This is a genomic window from Pseudomonas frederiksbergensis (assembly GCF_000802155.2).
In the GTDB taxonomy this organism is placed as follows: Bacteria; Pseudomonadota; Gammaproteobacteria; order Pseudomonadales; family Pseudomonadaceae; genus Aquipseudomonas; species Aquipseudomonas frederiksbergensis_A.
Genome location: NZ_JQGJ02000023.1, coordinates 24,856 through 40,138 on the forward strand (window position 1 = coordinate 24,856; position 15,283 = coordinate 40,138).

General features: G+C 62.8%; 15 protein-coding genes. 8 read left to right on the forward strand and 7 right to left on the reverse strand.

Annotated elements, in window-relative coordinates:
* Positions 1–95: 95 nt before the first annotated feature.
* The 5 genes from fabB to JZ00_RS26290 form a co-directional block, all read right to left on the reverse strand.
* The gene (gene fabB / locus JZ00_RS26270) at positions 96–1,316 is read right to left on the reverse strand and encodes a beta-ketoacyl-ACP synthase I (RefSeq protein ID WP_039594146.1); all 1,221 of its coding nucleotides are present in this window, start codon (positions 1,314–1,316) and stop codon (positions 96–98) included.
* A gap of 11 nt (positions 1,317–1,327) precedes the next feature.
* Complete coding sequence (gene fabA / locus JZ00_RS26275; RefSeq protein ID WP_030138344.1) at positions 1,328–1,843, reverse strand: 3-hydroxyacyl-[acyl-carrier-protein] dehydratase FabA; 516 nt, start codon at positions 1,841–1,843, stop codon at positions 1,328–1,330.
* A 250-nt stretch (positions 1,844–2,093) separates the two neighbouring features.
* Positions 2,094–3,995, reverse strand: a complete 1,902-nt coding sequence (locus JZ00_RS26280; RefSeq protein ID WP_039594147.1) for an ATP-binding protein — start codon at positions 3,993–3,995, stop codon at positions 2,094–2,096.
* Positions 3,992–4,924, reverse strand: coding sequence for an ABC transporter substrate-binding protein (locus JZ00_RS26285; RefSeq protein ID WP_039594148.1), 933 nt, complete (start codon positions 4,922–4,924; stop codon positions 3,992–3,994). The genes JZ00_RS26280 and JZ00_RS26285 overlap by 4 nt, the downstream gene beginning before the upstream one ends.
* Positions 4,925–7,048 (reverse strand): TonB-dependent receptor plug domain-containing protein, encoded by a 2,124-nt coding sequence (locus tag JZ00_RS26290; protein WP_039594149.1) that lies wholly within the window; start codon positions 7,046–7,048, stop codon positions 4,925–4,927. It abuts the gene before it with no gap.
* A 201-nt stretch (positions 7,049–7,249) separates the two neighbouring features.
* On the opposite strand from JZ00_RS26290, the gene JZ00_RS26295 reads away from it, so the two are divergent.
* The 8 genes from JZ00_RS26295 to JZ00_RS26330 all read left to right on the forward strand — a co-directional run bounded on the left by JZ00_RS26295 (position 7,250) and on the right by JZ00_RS26330 (position 13,435).
* Positions 7,250–8,275: an NAD(P)H-dependent glycerol-3-phosphate dehydrogenase gene (locus tag JZ00_RS26295; RefSeq protein WP_039594150.1), complete on the forward strand. Its 1,026-nt coding sequence runs from the start codon at positions 7,250–7,252 to the stop codon at positions 8,273–8,275.
* Between the two features lie 30 nt (positions 8,276–8,305).
* Positions 8,306–8,653, forward strand: coding sequence for a DUF4389 domain-containing protein (locus tag JZ00_RS26300; protein WP_039594151.1), 348 nt, complete (start codon positions 8,306–8,308; stop codon positions 8,651–8,653).
* Positions 8,650–9,102 (forward strand): phosphohistidine phosphatase SixA, encoded by a 453-nt coding sequence (gene sixA, locus JZ00_RS26305; protein WP_039594152.1) that lies wholly within the window; start codon positions 8,650–8,652, stop codon positions 9,100–9,102. Before JZ00_RS26300 ends, sixA begins: the two co-directional genes overlap by 4 nt.
* Before the next feature lie 51 nt (positions 9,103–9,153).
* Positions 9,154–9,597, forward strand: a complete 444-nt coding sequence (locus tag JZ00_RS26310) for a hotdog fold thioesterase (RefSeq protein WP_039594153.1) — start codon at positions 9,154–9,156, stop codon at positions 9,595–9,597.
* Between the two features lie 148 nt (positions 9,598–9,745).
* Entirely contained in the window at positions 9,746–10,540 is a 795-nt protein-coding gene (locus tag JZ00_RS26315; protein WP_039594154.1) for an alpha/beta fold hydrolase, read from the forward strand.
* A complete protein-coding gene (locus JZ00_RS26320) occupies positions 10,537–11,388 on the forward strand; it encodes an alpha/beta hydrolase (protein WP_039594155.1) in 852 nt (283 codons plus the stop codon). Before JZ00_RS26315 ends, JZ00_RS26320 begins: the two co-directional genes overlap by 4 nt.
* A gap of 129 nt (positions 11,389–11,517) precedes the next feature.
* Entirely contained in the window at positions 11,518–12,336 is an 819-nt protein-coding gene (locus JZ00_RS26325) for a DUF4892 domain-containing protein (RefSeq protein WP_039594156.1), read from the forward strand.
* Positions 12,337–12,397: 61 nt separating this feature from the next.
* A complete protein-coding gene (locus tag JZ00_RS26330) occupies positions 12,398–13,435 on the forward strand; it encodes an AI-2E family transporter (protein WP_039594157.1) in 1,038 nt (345 codons plus the stop codon).
* Positions 13,436–13,444: 9 nt separating this feature from the next.
* On the opposite strand, the gene JZ00_RS26335 is transcribed toward JZ00_RS26330, so the two are convergent.
* Both JZ00_RS26335 and JZ00_RS26340 read right to left on the reverse strand, forming a co-directional pair.
* Entirely contained in the window at positions 13,445–14,488 is a 1,044-nt protein-coding gene (locus JZ00_RS26335; protein ID WP_039594158.1) for a sensor histidine kinase, read from the reverse strand.
* Entirely contained in the window at positions 14,488–15,246 is a 759-nt protein-coding gene (locus tag JZ00_RS26340) for a response regulator (RefSeq protein WP_039594159.1), read from the reverse strand. The genes JZ00_RS26335 and JZ00_RS26340 overlap by 1 nt, the downstream gene beginning before the upstream one ends.
* Between the last annotated feature and the right edge of the window lie 37 nt (positions 15,247–15,283).

Genomic DNA, 15,283 nt, shown 5'->3' on the forward strand with positions numbered 1-15,283 from the left:
AAAACCGTCCCCACAAAGAACCCAGGCATATTTGCCAGGCAAAAAAACGCCCCGAACCAGTCGGGGCGTTTTTCTGTGCGGCGTAGCGGCGGGGCTTACTTGCCCTGCCAGCGCTTCATCACCAGGGTGGCGTTGGTGCCACCGAAGCCGAAGCTGTTGCTCATTACAGTATTGATGGTGGCGTTTTCACGAGTCTTGGTCAGGATCGGCAGGTCGGCCACTTCCGGATCCAGCTCGTCGATGTTGGCCGAACCGGCCATGAAGTTGCCTTCCATCATCAGCATGCAGTAGATCGCTTCGTGAACGCCGGCGGCGCCCAGGGAGTGACCCGACAGGCTCTTGGTGGAACTGATGGCCGGAGCCTTGTCACCGAACACTTCACGCACGCCTTTCATTTCCGCAACGTCGCCGACCGGGGTCGAGGTGCCGTGGGTGTTCAGGTAGTCGATAGGTGTGTCGACGGTGGACATGGCCATCTGCATGCAGCGCACGGCACCTTCGCCGCTTGGCGCAACCATGTCGTAGCCGTCGGAAGTGGCGCCGTAGCCGACGATTTCCGCGTAGATCTTCGCGCCACGGGCCAGGGCGTGTTCCAGCTCTTCGACCACGACCATGCCGCCACCGCCAGCGATGACGAAACCGTCACGGTCGGCGTCGTAGGCACGGGAAGCGGTTTGCGGGGTGTCGTTGCGTTTGCTGGAGAGGGCGCCCATTGCGTCGAACAGGAACGACTGGCTCCAGTGCTCTTCTTCACCGCCACCGGCGAAGACGATGTCCTGCTTGCCCATCTGGATCTGCTCGACAGCGTTGCCAATGCAGTGGGCACTGGTGGCGCAAGCGGAGGAGATCGAGTAGTTCAGGCCCTTGATTTTGAATGGCGTGGCCAGGCAGGCCGAAACGGTGCTGCCCATGGTCCGCGTGACGCGGTAAGGACCAACGCGCTTGACGCCTTTCTCGCGCAGGATGTCCAGCGCTTCCATCTGGTTCAGGGTCGACGCGCCGCCGGAACCGGCGATCAGGCCGGTGCGCACGTTGGACACCTGTTCGTCGGTCAAGCCGGAATCAGCGATGGCGTCCTTCATGGCCAGGTAGGCATAAGCCGCCGCGTGGCCGACGAAACGGTAGATCTTGCGATCGATCAGCTCTTCGAGGTTGAGGTCAATGGAGCCGGAAACCTGGCTACGCAGACCCATTTCGGCATATTCCGGGTTGTACCGGATGCCAGGGCGACTTGCACGCAGGTTAGCGGAGACGGTCTCTTTGTCATTGCCCAGGCACGAAACGATGCCCAGACCAGTGATAACGACGCGGCGCATGCGGATAACCCTTAGAAGTTGTCAGTGGAGGTGAAAACGCCGACCCGAAGGCCTTCGGCGGTGTAGATCTCGCGACCGTCGACAGCCACCGAACCATCGGCGATGGCCATGTTCAGCTTGCCCTTGAGGACGCGTTTGATATGGATGTTATAGGTGATCTTCTTTGCGGTCGGCAGGACCTGACCGAAGAACTTCACTTCGCCCGAACCCAGGGCGCGACCGCGACCCGGCAGGCCTTGCCAGCCGAGGAAGAAACCGACCAGCTGCCACATGGCGTCCAGGCCCAGGCAGCCCGGCATTACCGGATCGCCTTCGAAATGGCAGGCGAAAAACCACAGGTCCGGAGTGATATCCAGCTCGGCGACCAATTCACCTTTGCCGTACTTGCCACCCTCGTCGCTGATATGGGTGATGCGATCCACCATCAGCATGTTCGGGGCGGGCAGTTGCGCGTTACCTGGGCCGAACAGCTCACCGCGACTGCAGCGCAGCAGATCTTCCCGAGTAAAGGCGTTTTGTTTGGTCATGCGAGCTCCTCAATAGTCCCATGCGGCAGGGTGGGGCAAATCTTCCCGGCCGATCGAAGCGTTCACGCCTCGAGTCGGCAGCCTACTCATAGACTATTGCGTTGTAGTGAAAGTCACAGCACACGGGAAAATCGATGTACACCTGTGCACTGAAATAGTTATTCCTTCCCCGATCGAGGCGTGGCCGGGTGCTTAAGACTGCCGCACTTTCGACTTTCACGCCAGTCGCAGATGGTCCAAGGGACTGCATTTACCCCACCCAGCGCTGCAGAATCTGCTGCAAGTCAATTCGTTTGAAGGGTTTGGCCAGGTAATCGTTCATGCCTGCTGCCAGGCAGGCTTCGCGGTCACCCTGCAGGGCGTTGGCGGTCAGGGCAATGATGGGCACCTCGGTGCAGCCGGGCAATTGACGGATTTGCCGCGTGGCTTCGTAACCATCGATCACCGGTAACCGGCAATCCATCAGGATCGCTTCGAAAATCAGGCTCTCGGCGCTGCGTACGGCCTGGGCGCCATCGGTGGCGACGCTGACCTTGAAGCCGAGGCTGCGCAGCATCGCTTCGATCACCGTCTGGTTCACCGGATTGTCCTCCACCAACAAGACGTTACGGCCTTCTCCATCGCCAGTTCCTCCCGGCAGGCGTGGGGTCAGCGGCGCGGGGGCCTGGCGCGACAGGGCCAACGGAATTTCCAGGGTAAACACGGAGCCCTGGCCCTCCTGGCTCTGCGCTCTGAGCGTGCCACCCATGCGTTCGGCCAGGGTGCGGGCAATGGGCAAGCCCAGGCCGGTGCCGCCGTAGCGCCTCGAAATCGAACTGTCGGCTTGCTGGAAGGCATCGAACATGCGCTCCAGGCTTTCGGCCGGAATGCCGATGCCGCTGTCGCGCACCGTGCAGGTGAACCACAGCAGTTCGTGATCCAGGGCTTGCCATTGGCACTGCACGGTAACGCGCCCCTGGTCGGTGAATTTCAGCGCATTGCCGATCAGGTTGACGAGGATCTGCCGGATCCGCGTCGGGTCGCCTTGTACCTGCAGCGGCTTCATGTCGGCGGGGACCAGCAGGTCCAGGCCCAGCTTGCGCTGCGCGGCGCTGTGCTGGAACGACTGGGCGCAATTGCCCACCAGCTCGGCCAGGTTGAACGGGATATGTTCCAGCTCAAGTGCAGAGCGTTCGATGCGCGAGAAGTCGAGAATGTCGTTGATGACCTTCAACAGGTGCTCGGTGGATTCCGATGCCAGCGCGGTGTATTCGTGCTGCTCATCGGTCATGTGGGTGGTTTCCAGCAATTGCAGCATGCCCAGCACGCCATTCATGGGCGTGCGCAGCTCGTGGCTCATCATCGCCAGGAATTCCGACTTGGCGCTGTTGGCCTTTTCCGCTTCCTCCCGGGTCTTGATCAATTGCGCCATGGCCTGGTGTTGTTCGCGGCTTGCTTGTTCGAGGCCCGCGGCCAAGTTGTTGATATGGCGCGACAGGGCGCCCAACTCACCGTCGTCGACAATGGGCAAGGGCATGCTGTAGTCGCCCTGTTGGATAGCCTTGACCGCATGACCGATGTCGCGAATCGGCTGCGACAGGCTCGCTGCCAGGCGGCGCGCCACCAGGAACGTGAACAGCAGCGCAAACAGGGCCAGGACCGCGGCCTTGAGCAGGATCTCCTGCTGCCGTTGGCTGAAGGCGTCGTTGGACATGCCGACAATGACGCGGCCCAGGTAATCCTCGCCTGGCGCCTCGGTGGACGGGGTGTTGCCCTGCAGGAAGTCATTGTTCAGGGTAATGCGCTGCAGGCGAACCGGGGCCTGGAATACTTCGACCTGCTGGGAATGATTGTGGGTTTGCGACGGTTGCTCGACATACACCAGGACCCGCTCAGTGCGGTCCTGGACTTCCAGGAAACGCACGTGAGGGGTGGCGAGCGTGGCCGTGAGCAGGCTCTCCAGTACGTCGTTGTTGCCCGAGATGACACCGTACTCCGCAGCCGGAGCCAGCTGATTGGCGATCAGTTGCCCGGTGTGGTTGAGTTCCTGGCGCAGGTCCTGGATTCGCACGAAGGTAAAAAAGCTGATCAACAGCACCGTCAGCAGGAGTGCCGGGCCAAGGGCTACGAGTTGGGTGCGGGTATTGATATCCCAACGGCGACGCAAGGTCATGGGCGGTGTTCTCCTTCTGCCAACTGCGCAGCGACGGATTCGGCGTCAATCGGTTCGATCCCCAGCGAGCGGGCGACCTGTTGATTGCTCAAGACTTTGAAGCGGGGCGGGTACAGGCTGCGCGGCCAGGTGGAAGCGGGGCGGTCCAGCAGTTCGTCGAGTATCGCCAGCCAGTCTTCCTGGTCGCTGTAGGTACTGGCCAGGCTGCCGGCCTTGACGAAGGCGGCGCTCGGCCCTATCAGCGCGCGTTGCCGGGCGTAGCTGCTGAGCAGCAGGTTCTTCACGGTCTTGGGGTTATAAAGGTCGGGGTCGTCCAGGCCCAGCAAGACATCGCTCTGGCCCAGCAGGTTCTGCAGCGGGCGGCTGTCGTTGGTGTCGTCCCAGCGTTCGCTGACGATCTCCAGGCCCAGCGGCAGCGCGGCCTGCTGAAGGTCCTTGAGCAGGAACTCGCTGTGCCTGTCGTACAGCACGCCGACCCGTCGCACTTGTGGCAGGACTTGACGAATAAGGCGCAATTGCCGGCCCATCGGCGGATCGCTCCAGAGCAGGCTCAGGTGGCCGGGTACCCCATCGCCCAGGCGTTCCCGGGCCTGCTGGCGACTGATGCGCAGCACCAGGGTGGCCGGTCCGCGAGGCGTTTGCAGGCGCCAATCGAGGCTCGGTGGGTCGAGCAGGATCAGGCGCACATCGTCAGGCAACCGATCCGGCGCCGGCAGGTTGGCCAAGGGAGCGAATCGCACGCGATCCTGGGGACGCCGGGCCTGCAAGGCCTGGGTAAATGACTGCACGCCGGCGCCGTCCTGGGCGCCAGTCAACAGGATCTCAGCGGCGCGGGCCTCGAGCGTGACCAGCAGGCTGGCAAATACCAGGCACGGCAACCACCACAGGCCGCCACGAAAGGGCGTCGTGCAAGGTTGGCCCCGGGCCATCTAGAAGGACAACTCCGCGCTGAAATACACGACATGGCGGGAGTCGTAGCGGTTGTCGGCGAACGTGGTTGGCTGATCATCGAGGCGCTGTTGCAGGGTGCCTGCCAGTTCCAGGCTGGCCTTGCCCAGGGGGATGCGCCGGGCGAGACGGGTATCGACCCGTTCGTAGCGATAGCCATTGAGGGCGTCGGCGGCGTAATAGAAGACCGCGCTGTTCCAGCCCCGGCCCCAGTCGCGCAGCCAGCCGGCCGAACCGCTGTTGCGTGCGGTCAATTGTTCGTCGAGGGGATTGCTGGCCTGCGCATCGACATAGGCGTAGGTCAGGCGCAGCCGATCGGCTTGGGTCACCCGCCAGTCGAGTTGGGTCTCGGCGCCGCTGAATTGCGATTCGTTGCTGTTGCTGGCGATGTACTGGTTGTTGCGCAACGGTTCGCTGATCATGCCGGTGATTTCGTCATGGAACAGCTTCACGTCCACCGCCAGGCCCCAATCCAGGAAGTAACCGTTGTAGCCCAGTTCCCGCGAGCGCATGTGTTCTTGGTCCAGGTTCCCCGGGCCGCGCGTGCGCACGAAATAACGGGCGCTGTCCTGGCCGAAGGCGGTGGGCCGCAGGTTGGTGACCTGATAGCTCCAATTGACGTTGTTCTCGAACATGTCCGGCGAGCGCACCGCCTCGGAGTAGACGGCCCTTAGGCCGTGTCGCGGGGTAATCAGGTAGTTGATCGCCATCCTTGGGGTCAGCGAGCTGCCCGTCAGGCGCGTGTCCTCGAACATCGCGCCACCCTGCAGCAACCAATGTTCGCTGGCTCGCCATTCGAGCTGGCCGAACAATCGGTAGGTGGTGTCATCCAGCGTGCCGTTGAAGTAGGTCTCCGAGTCGGCCCGGTCGTAGCGATAATTCGCCCCGGTGACCAGCCGCAGGCTGTCGGACAGGCTGAGGGTGTCCTGGATTTCCAGGTCATAGCGCGACTCCCGGGCGCTCTGGTCGATGTCGCCGCACAGCGTGCGGGAAGCGCCGTTGCGCCATTGATCGAGCACTTGATTGGCCAGCGCCTGTTCCTCGGCGGTGCCGGCGGGCGCCCCCGTGCCCAGGAAACTCGGAATGTTGCGCGCCAGTTTCTCGGCATAGTTGGGGTTGAGCTGCCATAGGTCGGTCAACTGCGGGCTGAAGGACACCTCGGCATCGCAGGCGCGCCAGGTCTGCTGGCGATCCCAGTGTTGCATCGAACCCTGTACGTAGAGGCTGTGATTGGGGGACAGGTCGAGGTTCCAGCGCAGCGAACCGGCGTAGTCCTTGGCAGTGACGTCGGAGTTATCACCAGCCGCGGTAATCCCGGCGAATACTGGGCGATAGGTGTAGGGCCGCTGATTGGTTCCCTCCTTGGCGTTCAATTGCCAATCGATGCTCTGGTATTCGTCCAGGGTTTGGCTGACTGACAGGTTGAAGCGGTTCAGGCGCCGGCTGTCGCGGTAGTCGACGCCGTTGCGATCGCTGTCGAAGCCGTCGTCTTCCTGGCCGGACAGCGAAAGTCGCATGTCACCGTTTTCCCAGCCACTGCCTTGGCTGGCGTACCAGTCGTTGATGCCGTTCTGGCCCCGGGTCATCTTGAAGCGGGTGCCGTGGCTGTCGGCGGGAGCGCGGGTGATGATATTGACGACGGCCATCAGGGCGTTGGCGCCGTAGCTGACGGTGTTGGGCCCGCGAAAGACCTCGATCCGCTCGATGTCTTCCATGGCGACCGGTATATCGCTCCAATCCACCGTCGCCAGGCCGGAGCGGTACACCGAACGGCCGTCGATCAGCACTTGCATGCGCCGCGCTTCGCTGGCGCTGGTGCCGTGGTAGTTGACCGTGGCCTGGTTGCCGCTGAGGTTGCCGACCATCATGCCGGGCACCAGGCGCAACAGTTCGCTGATGTCCCGGGCACCGCTGCCCTTGATTAATTCGCTGTCGAGCACGGTCATGCTGCCCGGTACCGCCGCCGGCGACTGTTTCAGGCGCGTGGCGGTCAGAACCTGGGGGAGGGGCTGGTTATCCACAAACAGGTCGTCGGCCACCGCTGGCGGGCTGATGATCAGCGCCAATAACAGGGATGAACCTGGACGGGAGGGGCCAACGGACACGGCACAGCCTTTGGATAAGAAGAAGGATGGCGGGCATGTTAACCGAGCCGAACGACTTTTCCATTCACGTTGACAGCATTTTCCTAGGGATTGGTGGTCAGCTTCCTACAGCGATGGGTAATTGCGGACGGGGCTGGTCGCGCTCCGGCTGCTCCGTATAATGCCCGGCATTGCCACTTGGTATGGAAGAGCGGATTGCATATGACTGAACAGCGCCCGATTGCGGTCCTGGGAGGCGGGAGTTTCGGCACCGCCGTGGCTAACCTGCTGGCGGAGAATGGTCACGCGGTGCGCCAATGGATGCGTGACCCGGAGCAGGCCGAGGCCATCCGGGTCAACCGGGAGAATCCGCGTTACCTCAAAGGCATCAAGATCCGGCCAGAAGTCGAACCGGTTACCGATCTACAGGTCACGCTCCAAGGCAGCGACCTGTTTTTCGTCGCCTTGCCCTCCAGCGCCCTGCGTTCGGTGCTGGCCCCCCATGCCGAAAGCTTGAGCGGCAAAATGCTGGTGAGCCTGACCAAGGGCATCGAGGCGCAGACCTTCAAACTGATGAGCGAGATCCTCGAAGAGATCGCCCCCAAGGCGCGAATCGGCGTGATCTCCGGGCCGAACCTGGCGCGCGAGATTGCCGAACATGCCCTGACGGCAACCGTGGTGGCCAGCGAAGATGAAGCGTTGTGCCAGTGCGTCCAGGCTGCACTGCATGGCCGCACATTCCGCGTCTATGCCAGCGCCGATCGTTTCGGCGTGGAACTGGGCGGGGCGCTGAAGAACGTCTACGCGATCATTGCCGGCATGGCGGTCGCGCTGGGCATGGGCGAGAACACCAAGAGCATGCTGATCACCCGGGCACTGGCGGAAATGACCCGTTTCGCGGTCAGCCAGGGCGCCAATCCGATGACCTTTCTCGGGCTGGCCGGGGTCGGTGACCTGATCGTCACCTGTTCCTCGCCCAAGAGCCGCAACTACCAGGTGGGGTTTGCCCTCGGCCAGGGCCTGAGCCTGGACGAGGCCGTGTCGCGCCTGGGGGAAGTGGCCGAAGGGGTCAACACGCTCAAGGTACTCAAGGCCAAATCCCAGGAGGCCGGCGTGTACATGCCGCTGGTCGCCGGTCTGCATGCGATCCTGTTCGAAGGGCGCACGCTGGAACAGGTGATTGAACTGTTGATGCGTGGCGAACCCAAGACTGACGTCGACTTTATTTCCACCAGTGGTTTCAACTGAGCCTCTTTTTACCGCAAGCAGGAGCGAACCATGAACGATCCGAAAGGGCAGCCCCAATACGAATCCATCCTGCTGCGCGTGCTATGGATGGTGATTTACCTGTTGGTCTGGCAGGTGGCGCAATTCATTCTCGGCGCCGTGGTGCTGGTGCAACTGATTTACCGGCTGATCTACGGCGCACCCAGCGCCAGCCTGATGAATTTCGGCGACAGCCTGAGCCAGTTCCTGGCGCAGATCGGCCGTTTCGGCACCTTCCACAGCGACCAGAAACCTTGGCCATTCGCCGACTGGCCGACCCCACGTACACCGGAAGGCGAAGCGCCCCACGCAGTGGCGCCGGCTCCGCATCCGGTCCGGGATGAGGAGCCGAAGCTATGAAACTGTGGGTATTGCGTCATGGCGAGGCCGAGCCGCACGGGGCCCGTCCCGATCCGGAGCGGGTGTTGACGGTCCGTGGTCGTGAGGAAGTGTTGCTCAGCGCCGGTCGGCTGATGGGCGAGCCATTGCAGGCCATTTATGCCAGCCCTTATGTGCGCGCCCAGCAGACCGCGCAGTTGATGCGCGAGGCCCTCGGATTCGAGCCCGAATTGATCACCGTAGACTGGTTGACGCCGGAAACCCGACCGGCTGACGTGTTGAAACACCTGGACCATCAGGACAATGTACTGCTGGTCAGCCATAACCCATTGGTGGGCAGCCTGCTGGGTTTTTTGCAGCACGGTCATTTGCAGCAACCTGAACAAGTGTCGACGGCGGGCTTGGCCGAGCTGGAAGGCGACCTGCTGCTTGCCGGTGCGATGAAGCTCAAGGAACTCAGGCATCCCTGAGCAGCCGGTGGCCGGTTGAACAAAACAAGAAAATCACATAGGAAGGCAACGATGAGTCTGTGGCGCACTATCCCGAATATCGAACAACTGAACGCCGCCGGTAAAAACACCATCAGCGAAGTGCTGGATATCCGTTTCGAAGCCTTCGACGACGAATCCCTGACCGCGAGCATGGTCGTTGATCACCGCACCCACCAGCCGTTCGGCCTGCTGCACGGCGGCGCTTCGGTGGTGCTGGCCGAGACAGTGGGTTCCATGGCTGCCTATCTGTGCGTGGACACCAGCAAATTCTATTGCGTGGGCCTGGAGATCAACGCCAACCACCTGCGTGGCGTGCGCAGCGGACGGGTCACGGCCACGGCCCGCTCGATTCACCTGGGCCGCACCACCCAGGTCTGGGACATCCGCCTGGTCAATGACGACGGCAAAGTCAACTGCGTATCGCGGCTGACCATGGCGGTGGTGCCGTTGGGAGAACAGCCGCCAGTGCGTTAATGTCTGCCGGGCTGGAGCAGTCCGTTGTGGCGAGGGCAGGACTCCATATCCCAACCCCGGCGGTCATCATTCCTGTCAGTTACGGTCATTGCTGCGCCATCGGGTTCTGCGGACAATCGGTCGCAGTTCTCGCAATGGATCGGTCACTATGTCGCAACAGGTGTTTTTCGCTCACGCCAACGGTTTCCCTTCGGCTACGTACGGCAAGCTGTTCGCCGCCCTGGCGCCGCAGTACGAGGTTGCGCACCTTGAGTTGCATGGCCATGACCCTCGATTCCCGGTCGATGACAACTGGAACAACTTGGTGGACGAGCTGATTCATCATCTGGAGCAGCAACCGGAACCGGTGTGGGGTGTGGGTCATTCCTTGGGGGGTGTGCTGCATCTGCACGCGGCGTTGCGCAGCCCTCAGTTGTATCGGGGCGTGGTCATGCTCGATTCTCCAGTGCTGACCCGGGTGGACCGTTGGCTGATCCTGGCCGCCAAACGCCTGGGCTTCATTGATCGCCTGACGCCGGCGGGGCGGACCCTGGGGCGGCGGGAGGAGTTCAGTGACCTGGAGTCGGCCCGGGCTTATTTCGCCGGCAAGACGCTTTTTCGCGGTTTCGACCCGGAGTGCTTCGAAGCGTACCTGCAACATGGCTTGCAACCGGTGGGTGATCGGTTGCGGCTGCGCTTCGACCCGGCGACGGAAATCAGCATCTACCGAGGTGTGCCGCATACCAGCCCCGGAAAGGCTCGAAAACTCGAAGTACCGCTGGCGGTGGTACGGGGGCGGCAGAGCCGAGTGGTGATGCGTCATCACGCCCGGTCGGTGGGCCGTATGCCCTTTGGCGAGTCGCTGAGCATGCCTGGCGGCCACATGTTTCCTCTGGAGCGTCCGCAAGACACTGCCAATCTGCTCAAGGACCTTTTCCAGCGCTGGGAAGGGCGCCGCCCATGAGCGTCGTTGAAGAAGTCCGCCTGAGCCTGCCTCATATCGAGCTGGCGGCCCATCTGTTCGGGCCGGAAGATGGCCGGCCAGTGATTGCCCTGCATGGCTGGCTGGACAACGCCAACAGTTTCGCCCGGCTGGCGCCCCGGTTGCACGGCGTGCGGGTGATCGCCCTGGACATGGCCGGCCATGGTCATTCCGGGCACCGTCCACCTGGCGCCGGCTATGCCTTGTGGGACTATGCCCACGATGTGCTGCAAGTCGCCGAACAGTTGGGCCTGCAGCGTTTTGCCCTGTTGGGGCATTCCATGGGCGCCATTGTCTCGTTGGTGCTGGCCGGTGCCTTGCCGGAGCGGATCACACACTTGGGCCTGATCGATGGGCTGATTCCTCCTACAGGCAAAGGCGACAATGCGGCGGAGCGCATGGGCATGGCCCTGCAGGCGCAGTTGGATCTGCAACAAAAAAGCAAACCGGTCTACAAGACCCTCGACCGCGCTATTGAGGCCCGAATGAAAGGGCTGGTGGCGGTCAGTCGCGAAGCCGCCGAATTACTGGCCCAGCGCGGCCTGATGCCGGTGCCTGGAGGCTATACCTGGCGTACCGACAATCGCCTGACCCTGCCGTCCCCGCTGCGCCTGACCGACGAGCAGGCCATGGCTTTCGTGGCGCGGGTCGCCTGTCCTGCCCATCTGGTGGTTGCGGCCGAGGGCATGCTGGGGCAACACCGGGAATTGCTGGAGCGTCTACCCTTCAGTCATGAGCAGGTACCTGGCGGCCATCATCTGCACCTGAACGATGAGGTCGGTGCCGCGCTTGTAGCAGACTGTTTCAATCGGTTCTTCAGCGTTTCTTGACTTGCGCCGGACAAGTGTCGAGGCTGGGCGGGTTGAAAGGGAGCCAACCATGACTGATACCTGTCCACTCGCCTTGCTGCGCATTGACGAACGCCTTTGCGTCGCGCGGACCCTGGCGAAGCCGATCCAATGAAACTGTCCATTCATTCATTCGTCCTGCTGGCGCTGGCCAGTTTCGGCCCGTTATCGCTGGCTGCCGATGTGCCGGGCAGCCAGGATCTGGAAAGCGTGCCGCGCATGCCCGACGCGCAGATCGTCGATTATCGGCAAACCAGCGACCTGGAGCGTATCTACCCCATGGGGTCGATCCGCAAGATCAGCGGCCAGCTGCGTTTCGACGGGCAGGTGGATGCCCGTGGCAACGCCACCTCGGTGACTTATGAACTGCCGCCGGAACATACCGCCACGCAGGCATTTACCGCTGCCCGCGAAGCGTTGCAGAAACAGGGCGCCGGGCTACTGTTCTGGTGCCAGGCCCGCGATTGTGGCGAAAGCAGCCTGTGGGCCAACGAGGTATTCGGCAATGCCAAGCTCTATGGCGCCGATAATGGCCAGGCCTACCTGTTGCTGCGCCTGGCGCCGCCGGCGGACAACACGCTGATCGCGCTGTATGCCATCACCCGTGGCAACCGCAAGGCCTACCTGCATGTCGAGCAGTTCGAAGCGAGCGCGCCGTTGGGGGATGTGCTGCCGACCTCGGCCACGTTGTTGCGCCAGCTCAAGGACACCGGTGTGCTGGACTTGCCGCGTCTTGCCGGAGAACCGGAAGATGCCTGGTCGCGCCTGCTGTCCCGGGCCTTGAACCTGGACACTGGCCTTCGGGTCAGCATCGCCGGCCCACACGCCGAGGCGTGGCGCCAGGCGCTGGTCGGGCAGGGCGTCCGGGCGGCCAGGATGGAGGCGTCCGGCGCTGACGCGGCGGGCTTGCGCCTTGAGCTGTTGCGATAAGCTGACGGGCAAACGCGTTTGCTGTCGTTAGCCCGGCCTTGTTCATTTTTCGAGACTTTCCATGCTCAATAACGATCGACTGTTGGTGCAAATCCTGCTCCTGGTGTTGTTCGGCGCCAGCCTCTGGGTGATGGCGCCGTTCTGGTCGGCGCTGTTCTGGGGCGCGGTGCTGGCTTTCGCCAGTTGGCCACTGATGCGCCTGTTGACCCGTTGGGTCAACGGTCGTGAATCATTGGCCGCGGCCCTGCTGACGGTGGGCTGGATGTTGCTGGTGGCGGTGCCGCTGGTGTGGCTGGGGTTCAACCTCGCCGATCATGTGCGCGATGCCACGGCGTTCATCAGGGATGTGCAGGTCGATGGCCTGCCCGAAGCGCCCGACTGGCTGGCCGGGGTGCCGCTGGTGGGCGGGCGGCTGGTCACCCTCTGGAACAGCATCGACCAGCAGGGTGCGGCGATGATGGTCTCCATCAAGCCGTACCTGGGGCGTGTCGGCAATTGGTTGCTGGCGCGTAGCGCGCAGATTGGTGGTGGGATCCTCGAGCTGACACTGAGCATCGTGTTCGTGTTCTTCTTCTACCGGGACGGCCCGCGCTTGGCAGCATTTGTCCAAGGGCTGCTGGAGCGGCTGATCGGCGACCGTGCCGGGTACTACGTCGAGTTGGTCGCCGGCACGGTGCAGCGAGTGGTCAATGGCGTGATCGGTACTGCCGCGGCCCAGGCCGTGCTGGCGCTGATCGGCTTCCTGATCGCCGGAGTGCCGGGGGCGCTGGTGCTGGGCATCGTCACCTTCCTGCTCAGCCTGATTCCCATGGGGCCTCCGCTGGTCTGGATCCCCGCCACGGCCTGGCTGGCGTGGAAGGGCGAGTATGGGATGGCGGTGTTCCTCGGCATCTGGGGCACGTTCATCATCAGCGGCGTGGACAACGTGCTCAAGCCTTACCTGATCAGCCGTGGCGGAAACCTGCCGCTGGTGATCGTGTTGCTTGGGGTGTTCGGCGGACTGATTGCCTTCGGCTTTATCGGGCTGTTCATCGGCCCGACCCTGCTGGCGGTGGCGTACAGTTTGCTGACGGATTGGAGCAAGAGCCAGGCGCGGTAACGCAGCGGTTCAGGCCACGCGGGGCAAACGAATCACCGCAGTCAATCCGCCTCCGGGGGTTTGCTCCAGGCTCAATTGTCCGCCCAGGCGTTCGGCGGCCTCCCGGGCGATGGTCATGCCCAGGCCGACGCCACCGGAGTTGCGATTGCGCGAACCCTCCAGGCGAAAGAATGGCTCGAACACCGCTTCGCGCTGGTCTTCAGCGATGCCGGGTCCATGGTCAATCACCCGGATCAGCAATTGGTGCTGCTGGTCTTCCAGGACAATCGATGCGTCGCCAGCGTAGCGCAGGGCATTATCGACGAGGTTATTGATGCAGGAACGCAGCGCCATCGGCTGCACCTGCAAGGGCGCACAGTTGCCGCTGGCGTGGACATTGGCGCCTTGGTCCTGGGCGTTTTCGCTCAATGACTCCACCAGGGCCTGCACGTCCATCCATTGCCATGCCTCGCTGGTGCGTTGCTCATGCAGATAGGTCAGCGTGGCATCGAGCATGGCGATCATATCGTCCAGGTCTTGGCGCATCTGATCCTGCAACCGGGTGTCGTTGATCTGCTCCAGGCGCAGCTTGAGCCGCGCAAGCGGGGTGCGCAGGTCATGGGAGACCGCGCCAAGCATGCGCGAGCGCTGCTGCACCTGTTCACGGATCCGTTGTTGCATCAGGTTGAACGTATGGGCGGCTTGGCGGGCCTCTCGCGGACCCGTTTCCTGGAGTGGTGGGCTATCGAGGTCCTCGCTCAGCCGTTCGGCGGCATCGCTCAGGCGTTGGATCGGCCGGGTCAGGAGCTTGGCGCCGTACCAAGCCGCAACGATCAAGCACACAAACTGAAATGTCAGCGGCACCACAGGCCCGCCGAACCATGGGCGTGTGCCCGGTGGCGGGCCGGAGCGCGCGGAACCTCCGGCTTGATGGGAGAATTCCGGTGGCGGCCCGGGAGGTGGCGGCTTGTCGTAATGAAAGAACCAGGCAAAGGCCAACAGGTGCGCCAGCACGATCGCCACCAGCAGCATGCCGAACAGGCGGCCGAACAGGGAATCGACGCGCAGGCGCATCAACCGATATCCCGCGCATCGAACAGGTAGCCTTCACCGCGCACGGTCTTGATCAGCTGTGGGGCCTTGGGGTCGTCACCCAGTTTCTGGCGCAAGCGCGAGACCAGCAGGTCGATACTGCGGTCAAACGCCTCGATCGAGCGACCGCGGGCGGCGTCCAGCAGTTGTTCACGACTGAGCACTCGGCGCGGACGCTCGATGAACACCCACAGCAGACGGAATTCGGCGTTGGATAGAGGCACCACCAATCCATTGGCAGAGACCAACTGGCGCAGCACGCTATTGAGTCGCCAGTTATCGAAACGGATATTGGCCCGCTGCTCGCTGCGGTCATCGCGCACGCGGCGAAGGATGGTCTGGATTCGCGCCACAAGCTCCCTCGGCTCGAAGGGTTTGGCCATGTAGTCATCTGCGCCCAGTTCCAGGCCGATGATGCGGTCGGTGGGCTCGCAGCGCGCTGTCAGCATCAGGATGGGAATGTCCGACTCGGCCCGCAACCAGCGGCACAGCTGCAAACCGTCTTCTCCTGGCAACATCAGGTCCAGGACGACCACATCGAAATGTTCGGCCTCCATTGCCTGGCGCATGGCCACGCCATCGGTTACGCCACTGGCGCGGATGTTGAAGCGGGCCAGGTAGCCGATCAGCAATTCGCGGAGCGGTACGTCGTCATCGACGATCAGCGCGCGGGTGCTCCAACGCTTATCGTCGTCGGACGCTCTTGGGTCGCCAGCATTTGCAACAGGGGTGTTCTGCATGGGGGCGTCATCTGCCAGTTGGGCTGCCAACCGCATA

Bases quoted from the DNA above. Each gene is read 5' to 3' on its own strand.
- JZ00_RS26280 (WP_039594147.1), bottom strand. From the start codon at position 3,995: ATGACCTTGCGTCGCCGTTGGGATATCAATACCCGCACCCAACTCGTA.
- JZ00_RS26330 (WP_039594157.1), top strand. From the start codon at position 12,398: ATGCTCAATAACGATCGACTGTTGGTGCAAATCCTGCTCCTGGTGTTG.
- JZ00_RS26300 (WP_039594151.1), top strand. From the start codon at position 8,306: ATGAACGATCCGAAAGGGCAGCCCCAATACGAATCCATCCTGCTGCGC.
- sixA (WP_039594152.1), top strand. From the start codon at position 8,650: ATGAAACTGTGGGTATTGCGTCATGGCGAGGCCGAGCCGCACGGGGCC.
- fabA (WP_030138344.1), bottom strand. From the start codon at position 1,843: ATGACCAAACAAAACGCCTTTACTCGGGAAGATCTGCTGCGCTGCAGT.
- JZ00_RS26320 (WP_039594155.1), top strand. From the start codon at position 10,537: ATGAGCGTCGTTGAAGAAGTCCGCCTGAGCCTGCCTCATATCGAGCTG.
- JZ00_RS26295 (WP_039594150.1), top strand. From the start codon at position 7,250: ATGACTGAACAGCGCCCGATTGCGGTCCTGGGAGGCGGGAGTTTCGGC.
- JZ00_RS26335 (WP_039594158.1), bottom strand. From the start codon at position 14,488: ATGCGCCTGCGCGTCGATTCCCTGTTCGGCCGCCTGTTCGGCATGCTG.
- JZ00_RS26310 (WP_039594153.1), top strand. From the start codon at position 9,154: ATGAGTCTGTGGCGCACTATCCCGAATATCGAACAACTGAACGCCGCC.
- JZ00_RS26315 (WP_039594154.1), top strand. From the start codon at position 9,746: ATGTCGCAACAGGTGTTTTTCGCTCACGCCAACGGTTTCCCTTCGGCT.
- fabB (WP_039594146.1), bottom strand. From the start codon at position 1,316: ATGCGCCGCGTCGTTATCACTGGTCTGGGCATCGTTTCGTGCCTGGGC.
- JZ00_RS26340 (WP_039594159.1), bottom strand. From the start codon at position 15,246: ATGCAGAACACCCCTGTTGCAAATGCTGGCGACCCAAGAGCGTCCGAC.
- JZ00_RS26285 (WP_039594148.1), bottom strand. From the start codon at position 4,924: ATGGCCCGGGGCCAACCTTGCACGACGCCCTTTCGTGGCGGCCTGTGG.
- JZ00_RS26325 (WP_039594156.1), top strand. From the start codon at position 11,518: ATGAAACTGTCCATTCATTCATTCGTCCTGCTGGCGCTGGCCAGTTTC.